We start from the raw sequence: 20,628 nt of genomic DNA, 5'->3' as shown, positions 1-20,628 counted from the left end.
CATACCATATTATTAATCTTGAATCTTAAACCTATGAAAAAGTCACTCTTTTTTTTATCGTTATTATTTATTCAGTTTGTTAATAGTCAGGAATTGGCTTTAGTCAAGAAAAGTTCAAAAATTGGATATCTTTCCAAGGACGGAACACTGCGCATCGAACCCCAGTACAAATCAGCAAAAAGTTTCTCTGAAGGCCTGGCCGCAGTAGAAAAAGACGGAAAATGGGGATTTATAGATACTAAAGGTACCTGGGTAATTCCTGCCGATTATAAAGGGGTTAAAGATTTTAACAGCGGAATTGCAATCGTACAAAAAGAGAAGGATTGGGTTTACATCAATACAAAAGGAGAGATTCAACAAGCACCCGCTACAGAGAAATTATTTGATTTTAATGACGGAGTTGCTTTTATCAGACAAAATGATAAAGTAGGATTGATCAATTCAAAAATGGTGGTTGTTTTAGAACCAAAATACGATCAGATCAAACCTTTTGAAAATGGTTATGCAAGAGTTGAGAGCAATAAAAAATGGGGTATCATTAATACTGCCGGCAAGGAATTAATAGAACCTGCCTACGACGAAATAGGCAATTATTTTAAAAACACAACCTGGGCAAGAAAAGATAAAACTTTCGGAGTCGTAAGTGGCGGAAATTTTACTCCGGTTGAGGGTGTCGAAAAAATCTGGGACTTTGACACACAAGATTTAACTTATGCTAAAAAGAACGGAAAAATCGGATTCATTGACTTAAAAGGAAATTGGGCCATTTTGCCTATTTACGATAAAGCAAAAGCATTCTCAAAAAATTTAGCTCCTGTTGCGGTAGGATCAAAATGGGGATACATTAATCCAAAAGCAGAATTTATTATTCCGCCAACCTATGCTGATGCAGAAGTTTTCAGTTCAAATGGGCTCGCTCCGGTAAAAGAAAAAAACTGGGGGTTCATCAATGAAAGCGGAAAATTAGTCATTCCAACCCAATATGCTATTACTTCAAACGGAATCATTATTTCTCTTTTTGTCAAACAGGACAAAGGATTTATTGATGGTTTTGCAAGAGTAAAAAATGAAGGAAAATGGGGCTTTCTAAAACCGGACGGAACTGTCTTAGGCAACCAATGGTTTGAAAACGCTGAACTATTTTCAAATACAACAGAAAAAAAAGAGGTGACTGAAATCGCAGCTGAAAAACCAAAACCAGCAACAAAACCAGCAGCAAAGCCGGTAAATAAAAAAAAGCGATAACATCGACCTATAAAAAATAAAAATTACTTAAATGAAATGTGTATTAGTAACAGGCGGATCAAGAGGAATTGGAAGCGCTATTTGTAAAAAATTAGCCGTTGAAGCCAATTATCATATTTTGATTAATTATCATTCTAATAAAACGGCTGCCGAAGAAACACTTCAGGAAATACAAAAATTAGGAGCTACGGGCGAAATTTTAGGCTTTGATGTTTCTGATTTTGAACAAGTACAAGACATTTTAACAAAATGGCAGGAAGCCAATCCTGAAGCAATTGTTGAAGCAATAGTAAACAACGCCGGAATAACAAAAGACGGTCTTTTTATGTGGATGACTCCACAAGACTGGAACGGAGTTGTGAACACCAGTGTAAACGGTTTTTTTAATGTTACTCAGTTTTTCATTCAGAAAATGTTGCGTAACAAATATGGCCGAATCGTAAATATAGTTTCGGTTTCGGGAGTAAAAGGAACTGCCGGACAAACCAATTATTCGGCTGCAAAAGGAGCAATTGTTGCGGCAACCAAAGCTTTGGCTCAGGAAGTTGCCAAAAGAAACATTACTGTAAATGCAGTAGCACCGGGTTTTATCAGAACCGATATGACCAGTCAGTTAGACGAAAAAGAATTACTGAAGCTAATTCCGGTAAATCGTTTTGGCGAAGCCGAAGAAGTAGCAGATTTGGTAAGCTTTTTGATTTCAAAAAAAGCGAGCTACATTACAGGAGAAATTATCAATATAAACGGAGGAATTTATTCTTAAAAAATTACTTTGAAAGACGATGAATAAGAGAGTTGTAATTACTGGAATGGGAATTTATTCTTGTATCGGAACTTCTTTAGATGAAGTAAAAGAGTCCCTATACAATGGAAAATCAGGCATTCAGTTTGACCCTGAAAGAAAAGAATTTGGTTTTCAATCGGCCTTAACAGGAATGGTTCCTAAAGCCGATCTGAAAAACTTACTGTCGCGCAGACAACGTATGAGCATCGGTGAAGAAACCGAATATGCCTATATGGCCACTATTGAAGCCTTAAAAAATGCCCAAATAGACGATGCTTTTTTTGACACTCGTGAAGTGGGAATCATGTACGGAAACGATAGTGTTTCTAAAGCTATTATTGATGCCACCGATATTATCAGAGAGAAAAAAGACACCGCTTTAATTGGTTCCGGCGCCATTTTTAAATCGATGAATTCTACGGTAACAATGAATTTATCTACTATTTTTAAATTGAGAGGAATCAATCTTACCATAAGTGCCGCCTGTGCCAGTGGATCTCACTCTATTGGACTAGCCTATTTTTTAATAAAAAGTGGTTTTCAGGATATTATTATCACCGGAGGAGCGCAAGAAATCAACAAATACGCCATGAGCAGTTTTGATGGTTTAGGTGTTTTTTCTTCCCGTGAAAATGATCCGACAAAAGCATCAAGACCTTTTGATTCCGGTCGCGACGGCTTAATCCCAAGTGGTGGAGGTGCCACTTTAATTCTGGAAAGTTATGAATCTGCCATCGCCCGTGGAGCAACTATTATTGCAGAAGTTGCCGGTTATGGATTTTCTTCAAACGGAGGACACATTTCTACCCCAAATGTCGAAGGCCCATCAACAGCGATGCAACGCGCACTTGACGATGCAAAATTAAAATCGTCAGATATTGACTACATAAACGCACATGCCACTTCAACTCCGGTTGGAGATGAAAATGAAGCCAAAGCAATCTTTGAAGTTTTCGGAGAAGAAAATCCCTACATTAGCTCAACCAAGTCCATGACGGGTCATGAATGCTGGATGGCAGGAGCAAGCGAGGTAATTTACTCTATTCTAATGATGCAGCACGATTTTATTGCTCCAAACATCAATTTAGAAAATCCTGACGAAGATGCTTCAAAATTAAATTTAGTTAAAACTACGTTAAACAAAAAATTTGATATATTTTTGTCCAATTCCTTCGGGTTTGGAGGAACCAACTCTGCGTTGGTAGTTAAAAAGTTTAAATGAAGTGATGAATAAAGAAGAAATAATAGAAAAAATTAATAGTTTTTTGGTTGATGAATTTGAGGTTGATAGTGATGACATTGAACCAGACGCTAATTTAAAAGATACACTTGGTCTGGATAGTTTAGATTATGTAGATTTAGTGGTTTCTATTGAATCTAATTTTGGTGTAAAACTAGTAGAAGCTGATTTCGTCGGAATCGCTACTTTTCAAAATTTCTACGATCTTATCGAAGCCAAATTAAAAGCGAAAGCCCTTTAATGAGTCAATGGGATGGCAAATCAAAAGGCACCGTTTTAGGCTATAAAATATTCGTTTTTTTAATACAAAAAGCGGGGATTAAATCGGCCTATATCTTACTTTATTTTGTTGCCTCCTATTATTTTCTGTTTCTAAAGAAAAGCAATCGGGCCATCTCTTATTATTTTAAAGAACGGCTCGACTATTCCTATTTCAAATCTAAAAAAATGGTATTCAAAAGTTACTATACTTTTGGACAAACCATTATTGATAAGGTAGCTATTTCTGCAGGAATGCGGAATAAATTCACCTATGAGTTTGATGGAATAGAAATTCTGAAGCAACTTTTAGCCGAGAAAAAAGGGGGTGTACTGATTAGTGCTCATGTTGGAAATTTTGAAATCGCCGAACACTTTCTGGGCGATATCGATCTTAATTTCCAGATTAATTTGGTCACTACAGATTTGGAACATTCCCATATTAAAAAATATCTGGAAACGGTTACTCAAAAACCAACCGTAAAATTTATTATCATCAAAGACGATTTGTCTCATATTTTTGAGATCAATGCAGCTTTGGCAAATAACGAATTGGTTTGTTTTACCGGTGATCGCTATTTTGAAGGCACCAAATCACTTTCCGAAAAAATACTTGGACAAGAGGCCAACTTCCCTGCCGGTCCTTTTTTAATTGCTTCCCGTTTACGAGTTCCGGTGGTTTTTGTTTATGTAATGAAGGAACCCAACCTACATTATCATTTATACGCCAGAGAAGCTACTGTAAAACATCGCGACGAAAAAGCCCTACTCAAAGAATACGTACAAAGTGTCGAAACAATTATACAGCAATACCCTTTGCAATGGTTTAATTATTTTGATTTTTGGAAGCGCTCTGAAAAATAAACAATAAAAGACAGCATCATTCCACTTATAATTGGCATTCTTTCCTACTTTTAAGAAATCTTAAAACAAAACATGAAAGAATACGACGCGATTATCATTGGTTCCGGAGTTGGAGGTTTAGCAACTGGTATTTGTTTGGCAAGAGCCGGACAAAAAGTTCTGATTCTCGAACAACATTATGTTCCGGGTGGCTGGAGTCACAGTTTCACGCTAAACGGACAACGTTTTAGCCCCGGTGTACATTATGTCGGACTTCTTGAGGAAGGAGCCTCTACCAATGAACTCTATCGTGGTTTAGGAATTGCCAATGATCTGGTTTTTTTTCGAATGAATAAAAAAGCCTATGAACATTGTTTAATCGGCGATAAAACTTTTAATCTCCCGGCAGGAATTGACAATCTTAAAGAAACCCTTTCCTCCCATTTCCCTTCTGAAGAAAAAAACATAAACGAATATCTTTCCTTAGTCGAAAAAGTAAGTACAGAACTTCAGCTAATTCCAAAATTACAAGGCTGGTGGCAAAAAATAACAGTGCCCTTTCGCACCAAACATTTTGGAAAATTCGCATTATTCCCTTTAAAAAAAGTAGTCGGATGGCATGTCAAAGATCCGATGTTAAAAGCAGTTCTTAATATTCAATGTGGGGATCACGGGCTTCCGCCAAACCGGGCTTGTTTTCCAGTACACTGTTCCGTGATGAGTCATTATTTTGATGGCGGTTATTATCCAATGGGCGGCGGTGGCGGTATCGTAAAAGCAATGACAAACGGAATAAAAAGACATGGAGGTGAAATTCGCGTACAGCAAAACGTCCATAAAATCATAATCGAAGATAAAAAAGCCGTTGGCATTGAACTGGAAAATGGTGAAAAGCTATGGGCAAAAAATATTATTTCGAATGCTGATCCTTCTATTACCTATTTAAATTTAATTGACAAGGAGCACCTCAGCAAATCCCTTCTCAAGAAACTTGATAAAACAAAATACTCCGTCACCTCATTGATTCTATTTCTGACCTTAGATATTGATGTTACTCAATTTAAAATTGATTCGGGAAATATCTGGATGATGAAAGATGAAAATGACGATGCCAATTTTGAAGATTTAATGAACAATGACATTGCAGAAGGAGATTCATTCCCTGCCGTTTTTATAAGCTGCACCACACTCAAAGATCCGGCAAGTTTTAATGGAAGGTACCATAATTTCGAAATTGTCACCTATGTCAATTATGAGCATTTAGACGATTTTAACGGTTTAGAAGACTATCACAATGAAGCTTATAAAGTCTTCAAAGAAAAAGTCACCAATAAACTGATGAACAATGTCGAAAAAATAATCCCTAATGCAAAACAACATATTATTCAGGCCGAATTAGGAACACCAAAAACCAACGAATTCTACATTAATTCGACAAAAGGAAATGTTTACGGAACGGAAAAAACACTGAATCAGGTGGGGCCGTTTAGCTATAAAAATAAAACCGAGATCGCTAATTTGTTTCTTTGCGGAGCCTGTACGTTATCACATGGTGTTAGTGGTGCCACGTATTCCGGAATCGCAGCCGCGGCATTAATCTTAGAATGTAAATCGGATGATTTATTACTGAAAGATGTCGATCAGAAAGTACGAATTTATGATGCTGAAGATGCTTCAACATGGCCGGAATGGGTGCATACCAAACGATCCGATAAAATCCGAAAATTCATTCCAAAAAATTAACTACTTTTGCGAGAACCAAAGACAAAACCAAAATGAAAAATGTTCTTGTTATCTACTATTCCCAATCTGGACAATTGGAAGAGATTGCACAAAATATCGCAAAACCATTCTTAAATTCAGCAGAGATAAAGGTAACATTTCATGAAATACAGTTAGAAAAACCATTCCCCTTTCCTTGGGATAAAAATTCCTTTTTTGATGCTTTCCCGGAAACTTTTCTACAAATCCCAACCGCATTAAAACCGGTACCGGAAGAAATTTTAAACACCAAATTTGACTTAGTATTATTTCATTATCAAGTCTGGTATTTATCCCCTTCAATTCCGATAAATTCATTTTTGAAAAGTGATGCGGCCAAAAAATTACTAAACAACACCCCCGTAATAACCATCAGCGGTTCCCGAAATATGTGGATCATGGCTCAGGAAAAAATCAAGGTATTGTTACAGGAAGCGAATGCAAAATTGGTCGGAAATGTAGCATTAGTTGACCGTGTTGGAAATCTAATCAGTGTAATCACTATTGTAGAATGGATGTTCTCCGGAGTAAAGAAAAAATACTTGGGTATATTCCCGTTACCGGGAGTTTCCGATAAAGATATTAAGGAATCAGATAAGTTCGGAACGCTTATGCTTTCTGGGTTTAACCAGAACAATCTAGCCGATTTACAACCTAAATTGGTAGCTATTGGCGCAGTCAAAATAAGTCCGTACCTGGTAACCGTTGACAAAACAGCCAATAAAATTTTCAATAAATGGTCAAACCTGATTTATAAGAATCAAAAAAACAGAAAAATGCTGCTAAAGCTATTTAATGTTTATTTATTCCTTGCTATCTGGTTAATCTCGCCAATAGTATATATATTGCACCTTATTACCTATCCCGTTAAGTTAAATACCATAAAAAAAGAAACTCAATATTATCAGGGAGTTTAGAAGACGAAATTAGATTATGTTTGAAGTATATATTACCAAAGCTGCAAAATATTTGCCAAATGATGCCGTTTCAAATGACGAAATGGAAAGCTTTTTAGGCCTTATCAACGATACCGCTTCAAAAGCAAGACGTATTATTTTGCGCAATAATAAAATTACAAGCCGATATTACGCAGTTGACAAAACAGGAAAAAGTACACACAGCAATGCCGAATTAACTCAAAACGCTATTGTACAACTGTTTGACGAGAACTTTACGGCTCAAGATGTGGAAGTACTTTCTTGCGGAACCTCAACACCGGATCTTTTTCTTCCTTCACATGCGGCAATGGTACATGGTTTACTAAAAAACAAATCAGTAGAATTAAACTCGTCAACGGGTGTTTGCTGTGCCGGAATGAATTCCTTAAAATTCGGTTTTCTTTCGGTAAAATCAGGAAATTCAAAAAATGCTATCTGCACAGGATCAGAAAAAGTATCTACCTGGCTTTTAGCTCAAAAATACAATCACGAAACAACCAATCTGAAAAATCTGGAAGAACAACCTATCATTGCCTTCAAAAAAGATTTTTTACGCTGGATGTTGTCTGATGGAGCTGGTGCTTTTCTATTAGAAAATAAACCTCAAGGACCAATTTCACTAAAGATAGAATGGATGGAAGCTTTTTCGTATGCTTACGAATTAGAGACCTGCATGTATGCCGGAGGTGATAAATTAGAAAATGGTGAAATCAAATCATGGAGTGATTATGCGCCTGAAGAATGGTTAAACGAATCTGTTTTTGCCATCAAACAGGATGTGAAATTACTGGATGAATTCATTCTTTCTAAAGGAGCCGAGAGTATGAAAGACGCCATGGACAAGAACAACATTACCGCTGACCATATTGATTATTTTATTCCGCACGTTTCTTCTAACTTTTTTGTCGAAGGATTAAAAAAAGGACTAACAGAAAGAGGAATCGGAATGGTGGATGAGAAATGGTTTATGAATCTTTCAAGAGTAGGAAATGTGGGCTCTGCCTCTATTTACCTGGCTTTGGAAGAATTAATGAATTCCGGAAACCTGAAAAAAGGAGACCGCATTCTTTTATCTGTTCCCGAAAGCGGAAGATTCTCCTTTGCTTATGCTTATTTAACCGTTTGCTAATGAACACAACTTTACTTTTAGAAAAAGAAGCTGTCGAGAATTTATTACCACAAAAGTTTCCTTTTGTAATGGTAGATAAAATGTATTCGTTTACCGAAAACACATTGGTTTCGGGTTTAAATATTACAGACGACAATATCTTTTTTAATCAAAATACTTTTCTGGAAGCAGGTTTAATTGAGCATATGGCGCAATCTGTAGCCTTGCATACCGGATATGATTTTTTCTTGAAAAACCAAAAAGCTCCAACGGGTTATATTGGTTCCATCAAAGAAATTCAAATTAAAAAGTTACCTAAAATCAATGATACGATTCAATCGACTGTAACCATTATACAGGAATTTGCAGGAATCACTTTGGTCGAAATCGTAACAACTCTGAACAACGAAGAAATCGCCAACGGACAGATGAAAACGGTCCTGGCAAAATAATACTGGTATGAGAACTGCAGTAGACATTCAAAATTATTTACCACACCGGGCACCTATGCTTATGGTCGATTTAATTCTGGATGTAAATGCCAGTTTTGTAGAAACCGTATTTTTGATCAAAGAAGACAATATCTTTGTGGCGAACAATACTTTTATTGAAGCCGGTTTAATCGAAAATACAGCACAAACCTGTTCGTCTATTGTAGGGAAAAAATATTTTTTTGCCGATGACGGTTCAGAAAACGAAAACGTAAATGTAATTGGTTTTATCAGCGCCATAAAAAACCTGAAAATCCATTCGTTACCAAACGTTGGACAAAGCATTGTTACCAGAGCAAATCTGGTTTCCAAGTTTGAAGGCGACGATTACACTTTATGCACAATGAGCTGCGAAAGCTTAGTTGAAGACAAAATACTTTTAGAATGCGAAATTAATTTGTTCATTCAAAAAACAATTTCGACTGTATTATAATCATTTCAATCGAAAACCAAACGGTCATGGAAAAAGAAAAAGTACCACAAGACAAAGGCAATTTAACCCAAAACAACCTCAAAGAATTACTGTATGCCACCGATGAAAATGGTAATTATACTACGACTTTAAGCACGGGTTGGGAGCCCAAAACAATTGCCCTTTCTAATTCTATTGATGATATTAACGAAAGAATTGCTGAAGCAAAACAACAGGTGGAAGCTGGAGAAGTCAGTCCGATTTGTTATTATATGGAATTGAACAAAATGGACCTCACGATCCTTGCCAGTTATGTCGGAATGTGGAAATGGCGTGTAAAAAGACATTTTAAACCAGCCGTTTTCGCAAAATTAAGCGATACCCTTTTACAGAAATATGCCGACGCTTTTGACATTTCAATAGCCGAACTAAAAAATAGCAAAACAGACTAATGCAAACTAATTTTACACATCATCAATCTGCTCATTGTGAGAATGGAGTAGCTTCGAATTTGTTAAAAAATAACGGACTGAACATCAGCGAACCGATGGTTTTTGGTATTGGCTCCGGACTTTTCTTTGTATATCTTCCCTTTATAAAAGTAAATCATGCGCCGGCCATAAGTTACAGAACTTTACCCGGGCAAATTTTTAATAAACTGGCAAGCCGTCTAAATTTAAAAATAAAAAGACAAAAATTCTCGTCTGTTACCAACGCAAATGCGGCTTTAGAGGCGAACTTAAAAAACAATATTCCAACCGGATTACAAGTTGGTGTTTATCATTTGAGTTACTTTCCTGACGAATATCGTTTTCATTTTAACGCTCATAATTTAGTCGTTTACGGAAAAACCGAAACCGATTATCTAATTAGCGATCCTGTAATGGAAACCGTTACGACGCTAACGCATGACGAATTAGACAAAGTACGTTTTGCAAAAGGCGCTTTTGCTCCAAGAGGACAAATGTACTATCCGATTCAGATTCCAAAAGAGGTAGATCTTAAAAGTGCTATCCTTAAGGGAATCAAGAATACGTGCCGTGATATGTTGGCGCCAATGCCAATTGTCGGGGTACGCGGTATTAAATTCGTGTCCAGACAAATTAGAAAATGGTCCGTAAAACACGGTACTAAAAAGGCCAATCATTATCTGGCGCAAATGGTACGAATGCAAGAAGAGATTGGTACCGGAGGCGGTGGTTTCCGTTTTATTTATGCCGCATTTTTACAAGAAGCTTCGGTTATTTTAAACAATGAAGAGTTGAAAATACTCTCTAAAGAAATGACTCAGATTGGAGATTCCTGGCGTGATTTTGCCGTAGAAGCTTCCCGAATTTATAAAAACAGAAGCGCCAAAGAAGACGCCTACAATACCATTGCCGATGAACTTTTGGACATTGCCAACAGAGAAGAAGTATTTTTCAAAAAACTAAAAAAAGCAATCAGCTAAACTATTTTGCATCCCATAATTAAAATAGAATCCCTCTCGAAAAAGTACAAAGATGCAGAATTGTATTCTTTGAATGATTTTTCGTTGAACATAAACGAAGGCCAGATTTTTGGATTATTAGGTCCAAACGGTGCCGGAAAAACAACTTTGATTTCCATGCTTTGCGGATTGGTAAAACCAACATCAGGTCATTTTACCATTCAGGAGCTGAACTATGCGAATCATGCCTCAAAAATTAAAAAAATTATTGGTGTCGTTCCTCAGGAATACGCTTTATACCCCACCCTAACTGCCAGAGAAAATCTGCATTATTTTGGTAGTATGTATGGTTTGAAAGGGTCACATCTCAAAGACAAAGTGGTTGAAACTTTAGATCTTTTGGGGCTCTTAAAATTTGCAGACAAACGCATCGAAACTTTCTCGGGCGGAATGAAACGAAGAGTCAATCTGATTGCGGGAATACTGCACAATCCAAAGGTGTTGTTTTTGGATGAACCAACCGTTGGTGTTGACGTTCAATCTAAAAATGCCATAATCGATTATTTGAAGTTCCTGAATCAAAATGGAACAACGATTATTTATACCTCCCATCATCTAGCTGAAGCGGAAGATTTCTGTACCCAGATTGCTATTGTAGACCAAGGCAAAATTTACGCGCAAGGCACCCCGTCAAGCCTGATCGCTTCAACTGCTGAAGCCAGAAATCTCGAAGAAGTTTTTATTTCATTAACCGGTAAAAACTTAAGAGATGCTATATAAAATTTGGATGTCGGTTGTAAAAGAATTTTTACTCCTTAAACGCGATTTAGGTGGTTTGATTATTTTGTTTATCATGCCATTGGTCCTTGTCATCACGGTAACCTTAATACAAGACAGTACGTTTAAAGCGGTTAGTGACACTAAAATTCAGATCTTACTCGTAGACAAAGATAAAGGAGCTGTGTCTAAAACCGTTTTTGACAATTTAGAAAAGAGCAATCTGTTTACCGTTGTAACTCAAATCGACAACAAACCTATTACCGAAGACATTGCCAGAGAAAATGTATACAAAGGAAAATACCAATTGGCTATTGTAATTCCGGCAAAATTAAGCACCGATCTACAGGCCAAAATTGATCAGAACGTACAAAATATTGTAAGCAGTATTGGTTTAACAGACAGTGTTGCTGCTCCGCAAACTGCAACAGTCATCAAAGAAAAAGAAGTCAAATTGTATTTTGATCCGGCGGTTCAGATGAGTTTCAAAAATGCGGTGATGAGTTCGATTGACAAGATGATTTCACAAATCGAAACCCAATCTATTTACACTACTTTTCAAAGTCAGCTGGGAGAAGGCAGCGCTAAATTTGAGCAAAAGAGTTTCATTACTTTCAAGGAAATAATTCCGAAAATCAACAACAAAGAAGTTCGTCCGAATTCAGTACAACATAACGTTCCTGCCTGGACTCTTTTTGCAATATTTTTTATTGTAATTCCGTTGTCTATTAATATCGTAAAAGAAAAATCACAGGGAACCTTTGTACGATTGTTAACCAATCCGGTTTCTAATTTGGTTGTTATCATAGGCAAAACGATCACCTACTCTGCTATTTGCATGATTCAGTTTTATATGATGGTGGCTGTTGCTATTTTCTTATTTCCGCATATTGGTCTGCCTCCGTTAAATGTTGAAGGCCATTTACTATTAATGAGTGTTGTTGCCCTATTCTCCGGTTTTGCAGCCATCGGATTCGGAATTTTGTTGGGTACTGTTGCCAGCACTCAGGAACAGTCTGCTCCTTTTGGCGCAACAAGTGTTATCATTTTAGCTGCCATTGGCGGGGTTTGGGTTCCTGTTTTTGCAATGCCCAAAATCATGCAGTTTATTGCCAAATCGTCTCCTATGAATTGGGGACTGGAAGCCTTTTACGATGTTTTATTACGCAACGTAACTCTATTAGAAATCATTCCAAAAATAAGTTTATTGTTTTTGTTTTTTATCATCACAACCTCGATTGCATTATTCTATGACAAAAAGAAAAGAACAGTTTAAGGAAGCTTCTGCGCTAACCGTTTCACATGAAATCAGAATTCGTTTTAACGAAACTGATCCGCTTGGAATCGTTTGGCACGGCAATTATATTACCTATTTTGAAGACGGAAGAGAAGCCTTTGGTCGTCAACACGGACTTACGTATTTGGACATTGGTAACACGGGTTATACGACTCCGATTGTAAAATCAAAATGTGAACATAAATTATCACTTCGTTACGGCGATGTGGTAACAATAGAAACAACGGTAGTAGACACTCCTGCTGCCAAAATGGTTTATCGTTTTAAAATAATTGACGCCAAAGGCGAAATTGCCTGCACCGGAGAAACCGTTCAGGTATTTTTAGATAAAGAAGGGAATTTAATGCTGACCAATCCTCCGTTTTATGAGGAATGGAAGAGGAAAGTAGGTTTGTTGCTTTAATCGGATCGGCGAGGTTAAAATATACCTAAAAGTAACTCTAAAAAGTCATAAAAACGTAACGCTATAAATCCGCTTAATCTGCGTGCTAAAAATTTAACACATAGAAATATAGGATTTAAAATACGCTAAGAAGAATACATAACAAATCATAATTTGACACATACTGTTATGTCAATTTAAAAAAAAGGAAACACCTTTTTATGAAGAAAAGGAAAGCGAGATTGATAAAATAATACATCCTATAAAATCTAAAAGTAACTGTAAAAAGCCATAAAACGTAACGCTATAAATCTGCTTAATCTGCGTGCTAAAAAATTTAACACATAGAAATATAGGATTTAAAATGCGCTAAGAAGAATACATAACAAATCATAATTTGACACATAGCGTTATGTCAATTTAAAAAAAAGAGAAACGCCTTTTTATGAAGAAAAGGAAAGCGAGATTGATAAAATAATACATCCCAGTCCTGCAAGGTCTTTTTCTGACCTTGTAGGTTTTAGGAATTTAAACGCATACCTACACGGTTTTAAAAACCTTGCAGGAATAAAAATACACCATGATAAGAGAAGTATACATCACCGCAACCAATTGTATCACCCCATTAGGATTTGATGTCGAATCGAACATTGATGCGCTGGTGAATGGTAAAACGGGCATTCAACAGCACGAAGATTCTTCTTTGATGCCTGTCCCCTTTTATGCTTCCATCATAAATAATGAAAAACTAAACAGCGCTTTTGAAAAAATTAGTGCTGACAAAAAATATTCCCGCTTAGAAAAAATGATGATTTTGGCTTTAGAACCCATTATCGAAAATTCAAGCGTTGAACTAAATTCAAAAACAGCTTTTGTCCTTTCAACCACAAAAGGAAATGTTACCGCATTAAAAGAGGATTCTGAAACCAGTTTTCAAAACGCCCATTTAGATGTTTTAGCACAAAATGTTGCTGATTTCTTCGGATTTAAAACACAACCCATTGTCGTTTCAAATGCCTGCGTTTCGGGAATTTTAGCTGTTTCCGTTGCCAAAAGATTAATTCAATCGGAGCTTTACGATACTATTTTTGTGGTAGCGGGCGACGAAGTTTCTGAATTTGTTTTGTCCGGATTTAATGCTTTTCAGGCCATGAGTGATGCCCCTTGCAAACCGTATTCTAAAAACAGAACCGGAGTAAGTTTAGGGGAAGCAACTGCAGCTGTTTTACTTTCGACGCAAAATAAAAATGCTAAAATAAAAGTTCTTGGAGACAGTTCAATAAACGATGCCAATCACATTTCCGGACCATCAAGAACCGGGGAAGGTTTGTTTAGAAGTATCCAAAATGCTATAAAAGAAGCACAAATAGATCCTGAAAAATTAGATTATATTTCAGCACATGGAACCGCTACTCCGTTTAACGATGAGATGGAAGCCATTGCATTGAACCGTTTAGGTCTGCAGAATGCTCCTGTAAATAGTTTAAAAGGTTTTTACGGACATACGCTGGGTGCGTCGGGATTATTAGAAACAGTAATTGCTATTGAATCTGCCAATCAAAATATACTCTTTGAATCGAAAGGGTATGATGAATTGGGTGTAAGCGAATCCATCAATATCATTGCAAAAAATGAAAAAGCCAACATTGATTACTTTCTAAAAACAGCTTCGGGTTTTGGAGGTTGTAATACGGCTGTAGTTTTTGAAAAAGTGACGTATTAATGAAAAGAGCAAAATTCATAGTACTGTTTGCTGTTTTGCTTTCCTTTTTCGGATGCGAAAAAAAAGTGGATGCACGCCCTTTTGAAGAGGATGTAATCAATAGTCTCTTTGTAGAAATCGTTGATTCTATATATATGGATCGAAGAACTATGCTTCCTCCGCCAACACCAAGAATTGATTTCAAAACAAATAAGCAAGACACTACTGGCTTTCATAAAAAATTAAAAGAATACTGGCATAATCAAGATAGCATCAAAAATAGTACAGCAAGAATTTTAATTGGTGTATCTGATCTTATAACAAAAATTAGCCCACTGGAAACGGAAATAATTCTCAAAGAGATTAATCCTTCAGGATACAATTATGATACTTTAAAAGAAGCAGAAAGTTTTAAATTTGATTTAACTCCTTTTAAGAATAATAAAAAATTTGATTTTCAACTTTTATCAAAATTTCCTGCTGTAAATCTTTGGGATTTAAATGACACCCCTAATTCTTTGCCTGTTGGAGCTGTTGGATTTTCAAGAATTCAGTTTAATAAAACAAAGACTAAAGGAATATTATCTGCCAGTGCCTCCTGTGGTGGTGGAAAATGCGGAAGAGGTTTTTTAATTTTAATTGAAAACAAATCTGGAAAATGGAAAATCAAAAAAATCATTCCTACTTGGCTTTCATAAAACCAATCTAGTTCTAAAAAAATGACTCAAACCAAAACCTACATACACGATTATTGCACCATCGAAAACAACAAAATTGTTCTCAACGGGACTACTGTTTTCAAAACAGAGCCGACCTCTTTTGGTGATTTCTCTAAACAGGCTTATCGCAATTCTGATATTCAATACCCTAAGTTTTTCAAAATGGATGCTTTGAGCAAATTGGCTTTTTTGGGAGCTGAATTGCTTTTAAGTCCAATAACTTCACCGGGGACAGAAAACAATATTGCTTTGGTTTTGGCCAATAAATCCTCGAGTTTAGACACCGATGTAAAATATCAGGAATCGATTTCTAACCAGGAAAACTACTTTCCGAGTCCCGCGGTTTTCGTTTATACACTGCCAAATATCTGTCTGGGCGAAATAAGTATCCGTCATCAGCTGAAAAGTGAAAATTCTTTCTTTATATTTGATGCCTTTAATCCTGATTTTATGTCGAATTATGCGAACATTCTTCTACAGTCAAACAAAGCCGATTTGGTGCTTTGTGGCTGGGTTGAATACTTTAATGAGACTTACAAAGCATTTCTTTGTACGATAGGCACGCAGGAAAACACAAAATATACAAACGAAACGATCAATACATTATACAATAAATAATCATGGAAGCATTAAAAGCAGAATTAAAAAACAAAATCATTACTACCTTAAACCTTGAAGATATCGCAGTTGAAGATATTGCTGATAACGATACTTTATTTGGAGACGGTTTAGGATTAGACTCGATTGATGCTCTTGAATTAATCGTGATTTTAGACAAGGACTACGGTATTAAATTGGTTGATCCAAAAGAAGGAAAAACTATTTTTCAATCGATCGAAACAATGGCTGCCTACATTCAGGCAAACAGAACAAAATAATTTTAGACAGCAGATCAAACAACTTGAAAGAATCTTCAGAGATCATCTGAATGCTTTTTTCATAGTTTCAATCTAAAATCTAAAATCATAAATCTAAAATTAGATGAAAGGTGTTGCAATAACAGGAATGGGAATTATCTCTTCGATTGGAAATTCAGTTGAGGAAAATTTCAATTCATTATTAAGTGAAAAATGTGCCATTACTCGTGTTGAGTATATTAAGACGGTTCATGCCGACACTAATAAGGTAGGAGAAATCAAGAAAACCAATTCGGAATTGATTGATGAACTAAATCTTCCTGCTGATAATAACTTTTCAAGAACCGCTATGATTGGTGCTTTTGCTGCCAAACAAGCTGTTGAAAATGCCGGAATTACATCCATCAACGAATTTAGAACAGGCCTTATTTCGGCTACCAGCGTTGGCGGAATGGACATGACGGAGAAATATTATTACGATTACTTCGAAAAACCCGAACTGGTCAAATACATTAGCTGTCATGATGGTGGCGATGTAGCGGATAAAATCGCTGAAGAATTAGGCTTAAAAGGAATGGTAACCACAATAAGCACCGCCTGCTCCTCGGCTGCAAACTCGATTATGTTGGGTGCCCGATTGATTAAAAGCGGTAAACTGGATCGTGTTATTGTTGGCGGATCTGATGCTTTGGCAAAATTCACCATCAACGGTTTTAAAACGCTGATGATTTTATCTGACGATTACAACAAACCTTTTGACAACAATCGTAAAGGTCTGAACTTGGGAGAAGCCGCCGCCTATTTGGTTTTAGAATCGGACGAAATTGTTGCCAAACAAAATAAAAAAGTCTTAGCCAGAGTTTCCGGTTACGGCAATGCCAATGATGCCTTTCATCAAACCGCTTCTTCAGAAAATGGAGATGGTGCGTATCTGGCAATGAAAAAAGCTTTTGAGGTTTCAGGTTTAAAACCTTCCGAAATAGATTATATCAATGTACACGGAACGGCAACTCCAAACAATGATTTGTCAGAGGGAAGAGCTTTACTTCGAATTTACGAAAACGAAAACGTGCCTGATTTTAGTTCAACGAAACCATTCACGGGACACACTTTAGCAGCCGCAGCGGCTATTGAGGCGGTTTACAGTGTTTTGGCAATTCAAAATGGTGTCGTTTATCCAAACCTGAATTTTGAAACTCCAATGGAAGAGTTTGATTTGAAACCGCACACAACTTTAAAAAATAAAAATATAGAACACGTTCTCTCTAATTCTTTTGGTTTTGGAGGAAATTGTTCCACTCTTATATTTTCAAAAAACAAATGAAAAAGAGAACTTATATAAACGGAGTAAGTTGTATTTCGACTCAAAAAACATTTGATACTGTTTTTTTAGAAGAGGCAGTGTACAATCAAAATGACACTGTTCTTAACGTTGTTTCCCCAGTTTACAAAGACTTTATTTCTCCCGCTGCCGCCAGAAGAATGGCAAAAGGAGTAAAAAACGGAATTGTAGCTTCGGCGCTCGCCATGAAGGATGCACATGTTGAAAATGTCGATGCTATTATCACCGGAACTGGATTAGGCTGTATTGAGGATTCAGAAAAATTCTTGAAAAACATCCTTGATAATAACGAGGAATTTTTAACCCCTACTTCTTTTATTCAATCTACTCACAATACGGTTGGCGCTCAAATTGCTCTGACAATCCAATGCAAAGGCTATAATTTTACCTATGTAAACGGAGCTGTTTCTTTTGAATCTGCTCTTTTAGATGCCAAAATGCAGTTGGAAGAAAATGAAGCAAATTCTATTTTAACAGGTGGTGTCGATGAAAATGGCGATTATACCATGTCTCTTTTCAAACTGGCAGGGCGTGTTAAACAAGAAAGTAATGAACCTTTCAATCTTTTAACGCCAACAACAACCGGAGCTGTTCATGGTGAAGGTGCCTGTTTTTTTGTTTTGGAAAATGAAAAAAAAGCCAATACTTATGCTGAAATTCTCGACGTTGAAATTAAAAACACGATCGCTGAAAACGAAATTGAAGCTGAAATAACGGCTTTCTTAAAGGCTAACCATCTGGAAATTTCAGATGTCGATGCAGTCGTTTTAGGTTTTAACGGGGATATGCAATTTGATTCTTATTATAAAACACTGGCTGAAAATGCCTTTTCAAATACGCCTCAGTTATATTACAAACATTTGTGCGGCGAATACGATACCGCAGCTGCCTTTGGTTTATGGATGGCATCAAAAGTTTTGCAACTACAGGAAGTTCCTGAAATTATAAGAGTAAATTCAGTTGAAAAATCAGTTTACAATACGATTTTATTATACAATCAATTAAGCGGAAAAAACCATAGTTTTACGTTACTATCCAAATGATAACGCACAAAAACATCTCGTTTTTCTTTCTCTTTCTCTTGCTTTTACTGGTTCTTCTGAATCTTTATATGGCAATTAGTTTCTGGTGGTTTCCAGTGATTATTTTAATTTTGTTGGGAATTAATGCCGTTCAGTCCTCCCGAATTTCTTCCAATTATCATGTAAAAGCGTACTGCAATAATCCGCTCGAAACAGCAAAAAAAATTGCTTTAACTTTTGACGATGGTCCAAGTTCTTATACCGTAGAAATTTTAGCCCTTTTAAAAAAATACAATGCAAAAGCAACATTCTTCTGCATTGGAAAAAACATAGAAACGCATCCCGAAATCCTGCAACAAATCATAGCCGAAGGTCATCTGGTAGCCAATCATTCCTATAGTCATTCTCCCTTTTTTGATTTTTATAATGCAAAAAAAATAACCGAAGAAATTCAGAGAACAGATGCGTTGCTCGAAAAATTCACTTCAAAAAAAATAAACTTTTTCAGACCACCCTATGGCGTAACCACTCCATCTATCCGAAGAGCACTCCAAGTAACCGGACATAAGGTAATTGGCTGGAACATTCGCTCGCTCGATGGTGGTACCAAAAACCGGGAATTAATTTACAAGCGAATTATAAAACGTGTTTCTCCCGGCGGAATCGTACTTTTGCACGATACTGCTCCCCACTCTGTTTTGGTATTGGAACAGTTTTTGCAATTTCTGCAACAAAATAAATATACCGTAATTTCAACGGAAGAACTTTTGAATCTTAAAGCGTATGAAAGCTAAACTATATCTTTTCCTTTTACTGTTAAATATTGGCAACATCGCGTTTGCTCAGGAACAAAAAATGACGGACTCCGAAATTGCTTCTTTTAAACAGGACGTAAATGTGGTTTCCAAAAAAATCAAAAGCTTAACCACGGATTTTGTTCAATACAAACACCTGGATTTTTTATCGAAGGACATTGAAACTTCGGGGAAAATGAACTTTAAGGAACCTGGTTTATTGCAATGGCAATACAAAAAACCCTACAACTACAGTATTGTTTTTAAAAACGGGAAAATCCTGATCAACGACGAAGGAAAGAAAAGTGCCGTTGATATTGGGAACAGCAAGATTTTTGGCCGCATCAATAAATTAATTATCGGAAGTGTAAGCGGAAATATGTTTGATGACAAAGAGTTCTCCATTTCTTATTTCAAATCGAAAGGACAAAACATCGCCAAATTTATTCCGAAAGATGCTACTTTGAAAAAATACATCAAACAAATCGAACTTACTTTCGACAAAGAAGAAGCGACAGTTGTTCAGGTTAAACTACTGGAATCCTCTGAAGACTATACCCGAATTGTACTTAAAAATAAAGTAATCAATGCAAAAATCGACGATTCCATTTTTACTAATTAATTGCTTTTTGGCGGTTGCTATACTTTCTTGTGGCTCGCTCTCAAAAAAGTATAGTCCAAAAAAATTAGACAAAACGTCTTACCAGGCAACGTATTTTTCAGACTCAAAAACAGACTACGTTTACAAAACCAATATCACGGTTTACGGAAATGAACTGAGCGGAATTTTTATTGCCAAAAAAATAAATGACACTACGCATCGCGTTGTTTTTACGACAGAATTTGGCAACAAATTATTGGATTTTGAAATTTCTGAAACCAATTTTAAAGTCAATGCTATTGTATCTGAATTAGATCGCAAAATCCTGATCAATACTTTAAAAGAAGATTTCAGATTACTGCTCAAAAAAGAATACCAGATTCAGGAGCAATTTGAAAACGAATCAGATAATATTTACAAATCTGCAGATGGAAAACGATTTAATTATTTGTTTCTCTCTAAAAAAGACCAAAAATTAGAGAAAGTGGTCCATGCCTCTAAAACAAAAGAAAAAATAACCCTGACATTTAGTTCAGAAAACAATATTTTTGCTGAAAAAATTCAGATAATTCATCAGAATATTAAATTAAAAATTGAATTAAATTACTTTAAATCAGAATAATAAA

At 36.2% G+C, this 20,628-nt stretch carries 24 protein-coding genes; all 24 read left to right on the top strand.

Going from position 1 to position 20,628, the window contains the following annotated elements; translation table 11 throughout:
• The first annotated feature begins 33 nt into the window (after positions 1-33).
• The 24 genes from LNP23_RS05105 (at position 34) to lolB2 (ending at position 20,624) form a co-directional block, all read left to right on the top strand.
• Positions 34-1,245 carry a WG repeat-containing protein gene (locus tag LNP23_RS05105; RefSeq protein ID WP_230004170.1) on the top strand — a complete coding sequence of 404 codons (1,212 nt, stop codon included), beginning with the start codon at positions 34-36 and terminating at the stop codon, positions 1,243-1,245.
• A 31-nt stretch (positions 1,246-1,276) separates the two neighbouring features.
• On the top strand, positions 1,277-2,008 hold the full coding sequence (gene flxB / locus LNP23_RS05100) for a flexirubin biosynthesis SDR family reductase FlxB (protein WP_047774742.1): 732 nt from the start codon (positions 1,277-1,279) through the stop codon (positions 2,006-2,008).
• A 19-nt stretch (positions 2,009-2,027) separates the two neighbouring features.
• Positions 2,028-3,251 (top strand): beta-ketoacyl-[acyl-carrier-protein] synthase family protein, encoded by a 1,224-nt coding sequence (locus LNP23_RS05095; protein ID WP_047774741.1) that lies wholly within the window; start codon positions 2,028-2,030, stop codon positions 3,249-3,251.
• 4 nt (positions 3,252-3,255) lie between these two features.
• Complete coding sequence (locus LNP23_RS05090; RefSeq protein WP_047774738.1) at positions 3,256-3,510, top strand: acyl carrier protein; 255 nt, start codon at positions 3,256-3,258, stop codon at positions 3,508-3,510.
• A complete protein-coding gene (locus LNP23_RS05085; RefSeq protein ID WP_230004168.1) occupies positions 3,510-4,391 on the top strand; it encodes a lysophospholipid acyltransferase family protein in 882 nt (293 codons plus the stop codon). Before LNP23_RS05090 ends, LNP23_RS05085 begins: the two co-directional genes overlap by 1 nt.
• A gap of 72 nt (positions 4,392-4,463) precedes the next feature.
• A complete protein-coding gene (locus LNP23_RS05080; protein WP_230004166.1) occupies positions 4,464-6,113 on the top strand; it encodes a phytoene desaturase family protein in 1,650 nt (549 codons plus the stop codon).
• Between the two features lie 32 nt (positions 6,114-6,145).
• Complete coding sequence (locus LNP23_RS05075) at positions 6,146-7,048, top strand: NADPH-dependent FMN reductase family protein (protein ID WP_230004164.1); 903 nt, start codon at positions 6,146-6,148, stop codon at positions 7,046-7,048.
• A gap of 16 nt (positions 7,049-7,064) precedes the next feature.
• Complete coding sequence (darB, locus tag LNP23_RS05070) at positions 7,065-8,198, top strand: dialkylresorcinol biosynthesis protein DarB (protein ID WP_230004163.1); 1,134 nt, start codon at positions 7,065-7,067, stop codon at positions 8,196-8,198.
• Positions 8,198-8,629 carry a hotdog family protein gene (locus LNP23_RS05065; RefSeq protein ID WP_047774729.1) on the top strand — a complete coding sequence of 144 codons (432 nt, stop codon included), beginning with the start codon at positions 8,198-8,200 and terminating at the stop codon, positions 8,627-8,629. The genes darB and LNP23_RS05065 overlap by 1 nt, the downstream gene beginning before the upstream one ends.
• A 7-nt stretch (positions 8,630-8,636) precedes the next feature.
• The gene (locus tag LNP23_RS05060) at positions 8,637-9,101 is read left to right on the top strand and encodes a hotdog family protein (RefSeq protein ID WP_047774728.1); all 465 of its coding nucleotides are present in this window, start codon (positions 8,637-8,639) and stop codon (positions 9,099-9,101) included.
• 26 nt (positions 9,102-9,127) lie between these two features.
• Positions 9,128-9,532 (top strand): flexirubin biosynthesis protein DarG, encoded by a 405-nt coding sequence (DarG, locus tag LNP23_RS05055; protein ID WP_047774726.1) that lies wholly within the window; start codon positions 9,128-9,130, stop codon positions 9,530-9,532.
• Entirely contained in the window at positions 9,532-10,530 is a 999-nt protein-coding gene (darH, locus tag LNP23_RS05050; RefSeq protein WP_230004161.1) for a BtrH-related acyltransferase DarH, read from the top strand. Before DarG ends, darH begins: the two co-directional genes overlap by 1 nt.
• A 6-nt stretch (positions 10,531-10,536) precedes the next feature.
• Entirely contained in the window at positions 10,537-11,289 is a 753-nt protein-coding gene (locus tag LNP23_RS05045; RefSeq protein ID WP_117610275.1) for an ABC transporter ATP-binding protein, read from the top strand.
• The gene (locus tag LNP23_RS05040) at positions 11,279-12,562 is read left to right on the top strand and encodes an ABC transporter permease (RefSeq protein WP_047774723.1); all 1,284 of its coding nucleotides are present in this window, start codon (positions 11,279-11,281) and stop codon (positions 12,560-12,562) included. Before LNP23_RS05045 ends, LNP23_RS05040 begins: the two co-directional genes overlap by 11 nt.
• On the top strand, positions 12,537-12,986 hold the full coding sequence (locus tag LNP23_RS05035) for an acyl-CoA thioesterase (RefSeq protein ID WP_230004159.1): 450 nt from the start codon (positions 12,537-12,539) through the stop codon (positions 12,984-12,986). The genes LNP23_RS05040 and LNP23_RS05035 overlap by 26 nt, the downstream gene beginning before the upstream one ends.
• A gap of 559 nt (positions 12,987-13,545) precedes the next feature.
• Positions 13,546-14,688: a beta-ketoacyl synthase N-terminal-like domain-containing protein gene (locus LNP23_RS05030; RefSeq protein ID WP_230004157.1), complete on the top strand. Its 1,143-nt coding sequence runs from the start codon at positions 13,546-13,548 to the stop codon at positions 14,686-14,688.
• Positions 14,688-15,365: a hypothetical protein gene (locus tag LNP23_RS05025; RefSeq protein WP_230004155.1), complete on the top strand. Its 678-nt coding sequence runs from the start codon at positions 14,688-14,690 to the stop codon at positions 15,363-15,365. Before LNP23_RS05030 ends, LNP23_RS05025 begins: the two co-directional genes overlap by 1 nt.
• Before the next feature lie 21 nt (positions 15,366-15,386).
• Positions 15,387-16,004, top strand: a complete 618-nt coding sequence (locus tag LNP23_RS05020; protein WP_230004153.1) for a beta-ketoacyl-[acyl-carrier-protein] synthase family protein — start codon at positions 15,387-15,389, stop codon at positions 16,002-16,004.
• 2 nt (positions 16,005-16,006) lie between these two features.
• Positions 16,007-16,264 carry a phosphopantetheine-binding protein gene (locus LNP23_RS05015; RefSeq protein ID WP_047774715.1) on the top strand — a complete coding sequence of 86 codons (258 nt, stop codon included), beginning with the start codon at positions 16,007-16,009 and terminating at the stop codon, positions 16,262-16,264.
• 103 nt (positions 16,265-16,367) lie between these two features.
• Positions 16,368-17,567, top strand: a complete 1,200-nt coding sequence (locus LNP23_RS05010; RefSeq protein WP_230004152.1) for a beta-ketoacyl-[acyl-carrier-protein] synthase family protein — start codon at positions 16,368-16,370, stop codon at positions 17,565-17,567.
• Positions 17,564-18,628: a beta-ketoacyl synthase N-terminal-like domain-containing protein gene (locus LNP23_RS05005; RefSeq protein ID WP_230004150.1), complete on the top strand. Its 1,065-nt coding sequence runs from the start codon at positions 17,564-17,566 to the stop codon at positions 18,626-18,628. Before LNP23_RS05010 ends, LNP23_RS05005 begins: the two co-directional genes overlap by 4 nt.
• A 68-nt stretch (positions 18,629-18,696) precedes the next feature.
• The gene (locus LNP23_RS05000; RefSeq protein WP_230004149.1) at positions 18,697-19,401 is read left to right on the top strand and encodes a polysaccharide deacetylase family protein; all 705 of its coding nucleotides are present in this window, start codon (positions 18,697-18,699) and stop codon (positions 19,399-19,401) included.
• Positions 19,391-20,023: a flexirubin biosynthesis/transport protein LolA2 gene (gene lolA2, locus LNP23_RS04995; protein WP_047774708.1), complete on the top strand. Its 633-nt coding sequence runs from the start codon at positions 19,391-19,393 to the stop codon at positions 20,021-20,023. The genes LNP23_RS05000 and lolA2 overlap by 11 nt, the downstream gene beginning before the upstream one ends.
• Complete coding sequence (gene lolB2 / locus LNP23_RS04990; RefSeq protein ID WP_230004147.1) at positions 19,989-20,624, top strand: flexirubin biosynthesis protein LolB2; 636 nt, start codon at positions 19,989-19,991, stop codon at positions 20,622-20,624. Before lolA2 ends, lolB2 begins: the two co-directional genes overlap by 35 nt.
• Positions 20,625-20,628: the final 4 nt, after the last annotated feature.

The organism is Flavobacterium cupriresistens, assembly GCF_020911925.1.
GTDB lineage: Bacteria > Bacteroidota > Bacteroidia > Flavobacteriales > Flavobacteriaceae > Flavobacterium > Flavobacterium cupriresistens.
This window is presented reverse-complemented; position numbering and strand designations above follow the sequence as displayed.

Excerpts from the sequence above, each read along its gene's own strand:
- LNP23_RS05105 (WP_230004170.1), top strand. The coding sequence starts at position 34 with ATGAAAAAGTCACTCTTTTTTTTATCGTTATTATTTATTCAGTTTGTT.
- flxB (WP_047774742.1), top strand. The coding sequence starts at position 1,277 with ATGAAATGTGTATTAGTAACAGGCGGATCAAGAGGAATTGGAAGCGCT.
- LNP23_RS05095 (WP_047774741.1), top strand. The coding sequence starts at position 2,028 with ATGAATAAGAGAGTTGTAATTACTGGAATGGGAATTTATTCTTGTATC.
- LNP23_RS05090 (WP_047774738.1), top strand. The coding sequence starts at position 3,256 with ATGAATAAAGAAGAAATAATAGAAAAAATTAATAGTTTTTTGGTTGAT.
- LNP23_RS05085 (WP_230004168.1), top strand. The coding sequence starts at position 3,510 with ATGAGTCAATGGGATGGCAAATCAAAAGGCACCGTTTTAGGCTATAAA.
- LNP23_RS05080 (WP_230004166.1), top strand. The coding sequence starts at position 4,464 with ATGAAAGAATACGACGCGATTATCATTGGTTCCGGAGTTGGAGGTTTA.
- LNP23_RS05075 (WP_230004164.1), top strand. The coding sequence starts at position 6,146 with ATGAAAAATGTTCTTGTTATCTACTATTCCCAATCTGGACAATTGGAA.
- darB (WP_230004163.1), top strand. The coding sequence starts at position 7,065 with ATGTTTGAAGTATATATTACCAAAGCTGCAAAATATTTGCCAAATGAT.
- LNP23_RS05065 (WP_047774729.1), top strand. The coding sequence starts at position 8,198 with ATGAACACAACTTTACTTTTAGAAAAAGAAGCTGTCGAGAATTTATTA.
- LNP23_RS05060 (WP_047774728.1), top strand. The coding sequence starts at position 8,637 with ATGAGAACTGCAGTAGACATTCAAAATTATTTACCACACCGGGCACCT.
- DarG (WP_047774726.1), top strand. The coding sequence starts at position 9,128 with ATGGAAAAAGAAAAAGTACCACAAGACAAAGGCAATTTAACCCAAAAC.
- darH (WP_230004161.1), top strand. The coding sequence starts at position 9,532 with ATGCAAACTAATTTTACACATCATCAATCTGCTCATTGTGAGAATGGA.
- LNP23_RS05040 (WP_047774723.1), top strand. The coding sequence starts at position 11,279 with ATGCTATATAAAATTTGGATGTCGGTTGTAAAAGAATTTTTACTCCTT.
- LNP23_RS05035 (WP_230004159.1), top strand. The coding sequence starts at position 12,537 with ATGACAAAAAGAAAAGAACAGTTTAAGGAAGCTTCTGCGCTAACCGTT.
- LNP23_RS05030 (WP_230004157.1), top strand. The coding sequence starts at position 13,546 with ATGATAAGAGAAGTATACATCACCGCAACCAATTGTATCACCCCATTA.
- LNP23_RS05025 (WP_230004155.1), top strand. The coding sequence starts at position 14,688 with ATGAAAAGAGCAAAATTCATAGTACTGTTTGCTGTTTTGCTTTCCTTT.
- LNP23_RS05020 (WP_230004153.1), top strand. The coding sequence starts at position 15,387 with ATGACTCAAACCAAAACCTACATACACGATTATTGCACCATCGAAAAC.
- LNP23_RS05015 (WP_047774715.1), top strand. The coding sequence starts at position 16,007 with ATGGAAGCATTAAAAGCAGAATTAAAAAACAAAATCATTACTACCTTA.
- LNP23_RS05010 (WP_230004152.1), top strand. The coding sequence starts at position 16,368 with ATGAAAGGTGTTGCAATAACAGGAATGGGAATTATCTCTTCGATTGGA.
- LNP23_RS05005 (WP_230004150.1), top strand. The coding sequence starts at position 17,564 with ATGAAAAAGAGAACTTATATAAACGGAGTAAGTTGTATTTCGACTCAA.
- LNP23_RS05000 (WP_230004149.1), top strand. The coding sequence starts at position 18,697 with ATGGCAATTAGTTTCTGGTGGTTTCCAGTGATTATTTTAATTTTGTTG.
- lolA2 (WP_047774708.1), top strand. The coding sequence starts at position 19,391 with ATGAAAGCTAAACTATATCTTTTCCTTTTACTGTTAAATATTGGCAAC.
- lolB2 (WP_230004147.1), top strand. The coding sequence starts at position 19,989 with ATGCAAAAATCGACGATTCCATTTTTACTAATTAATTGCTTTTTGGCG.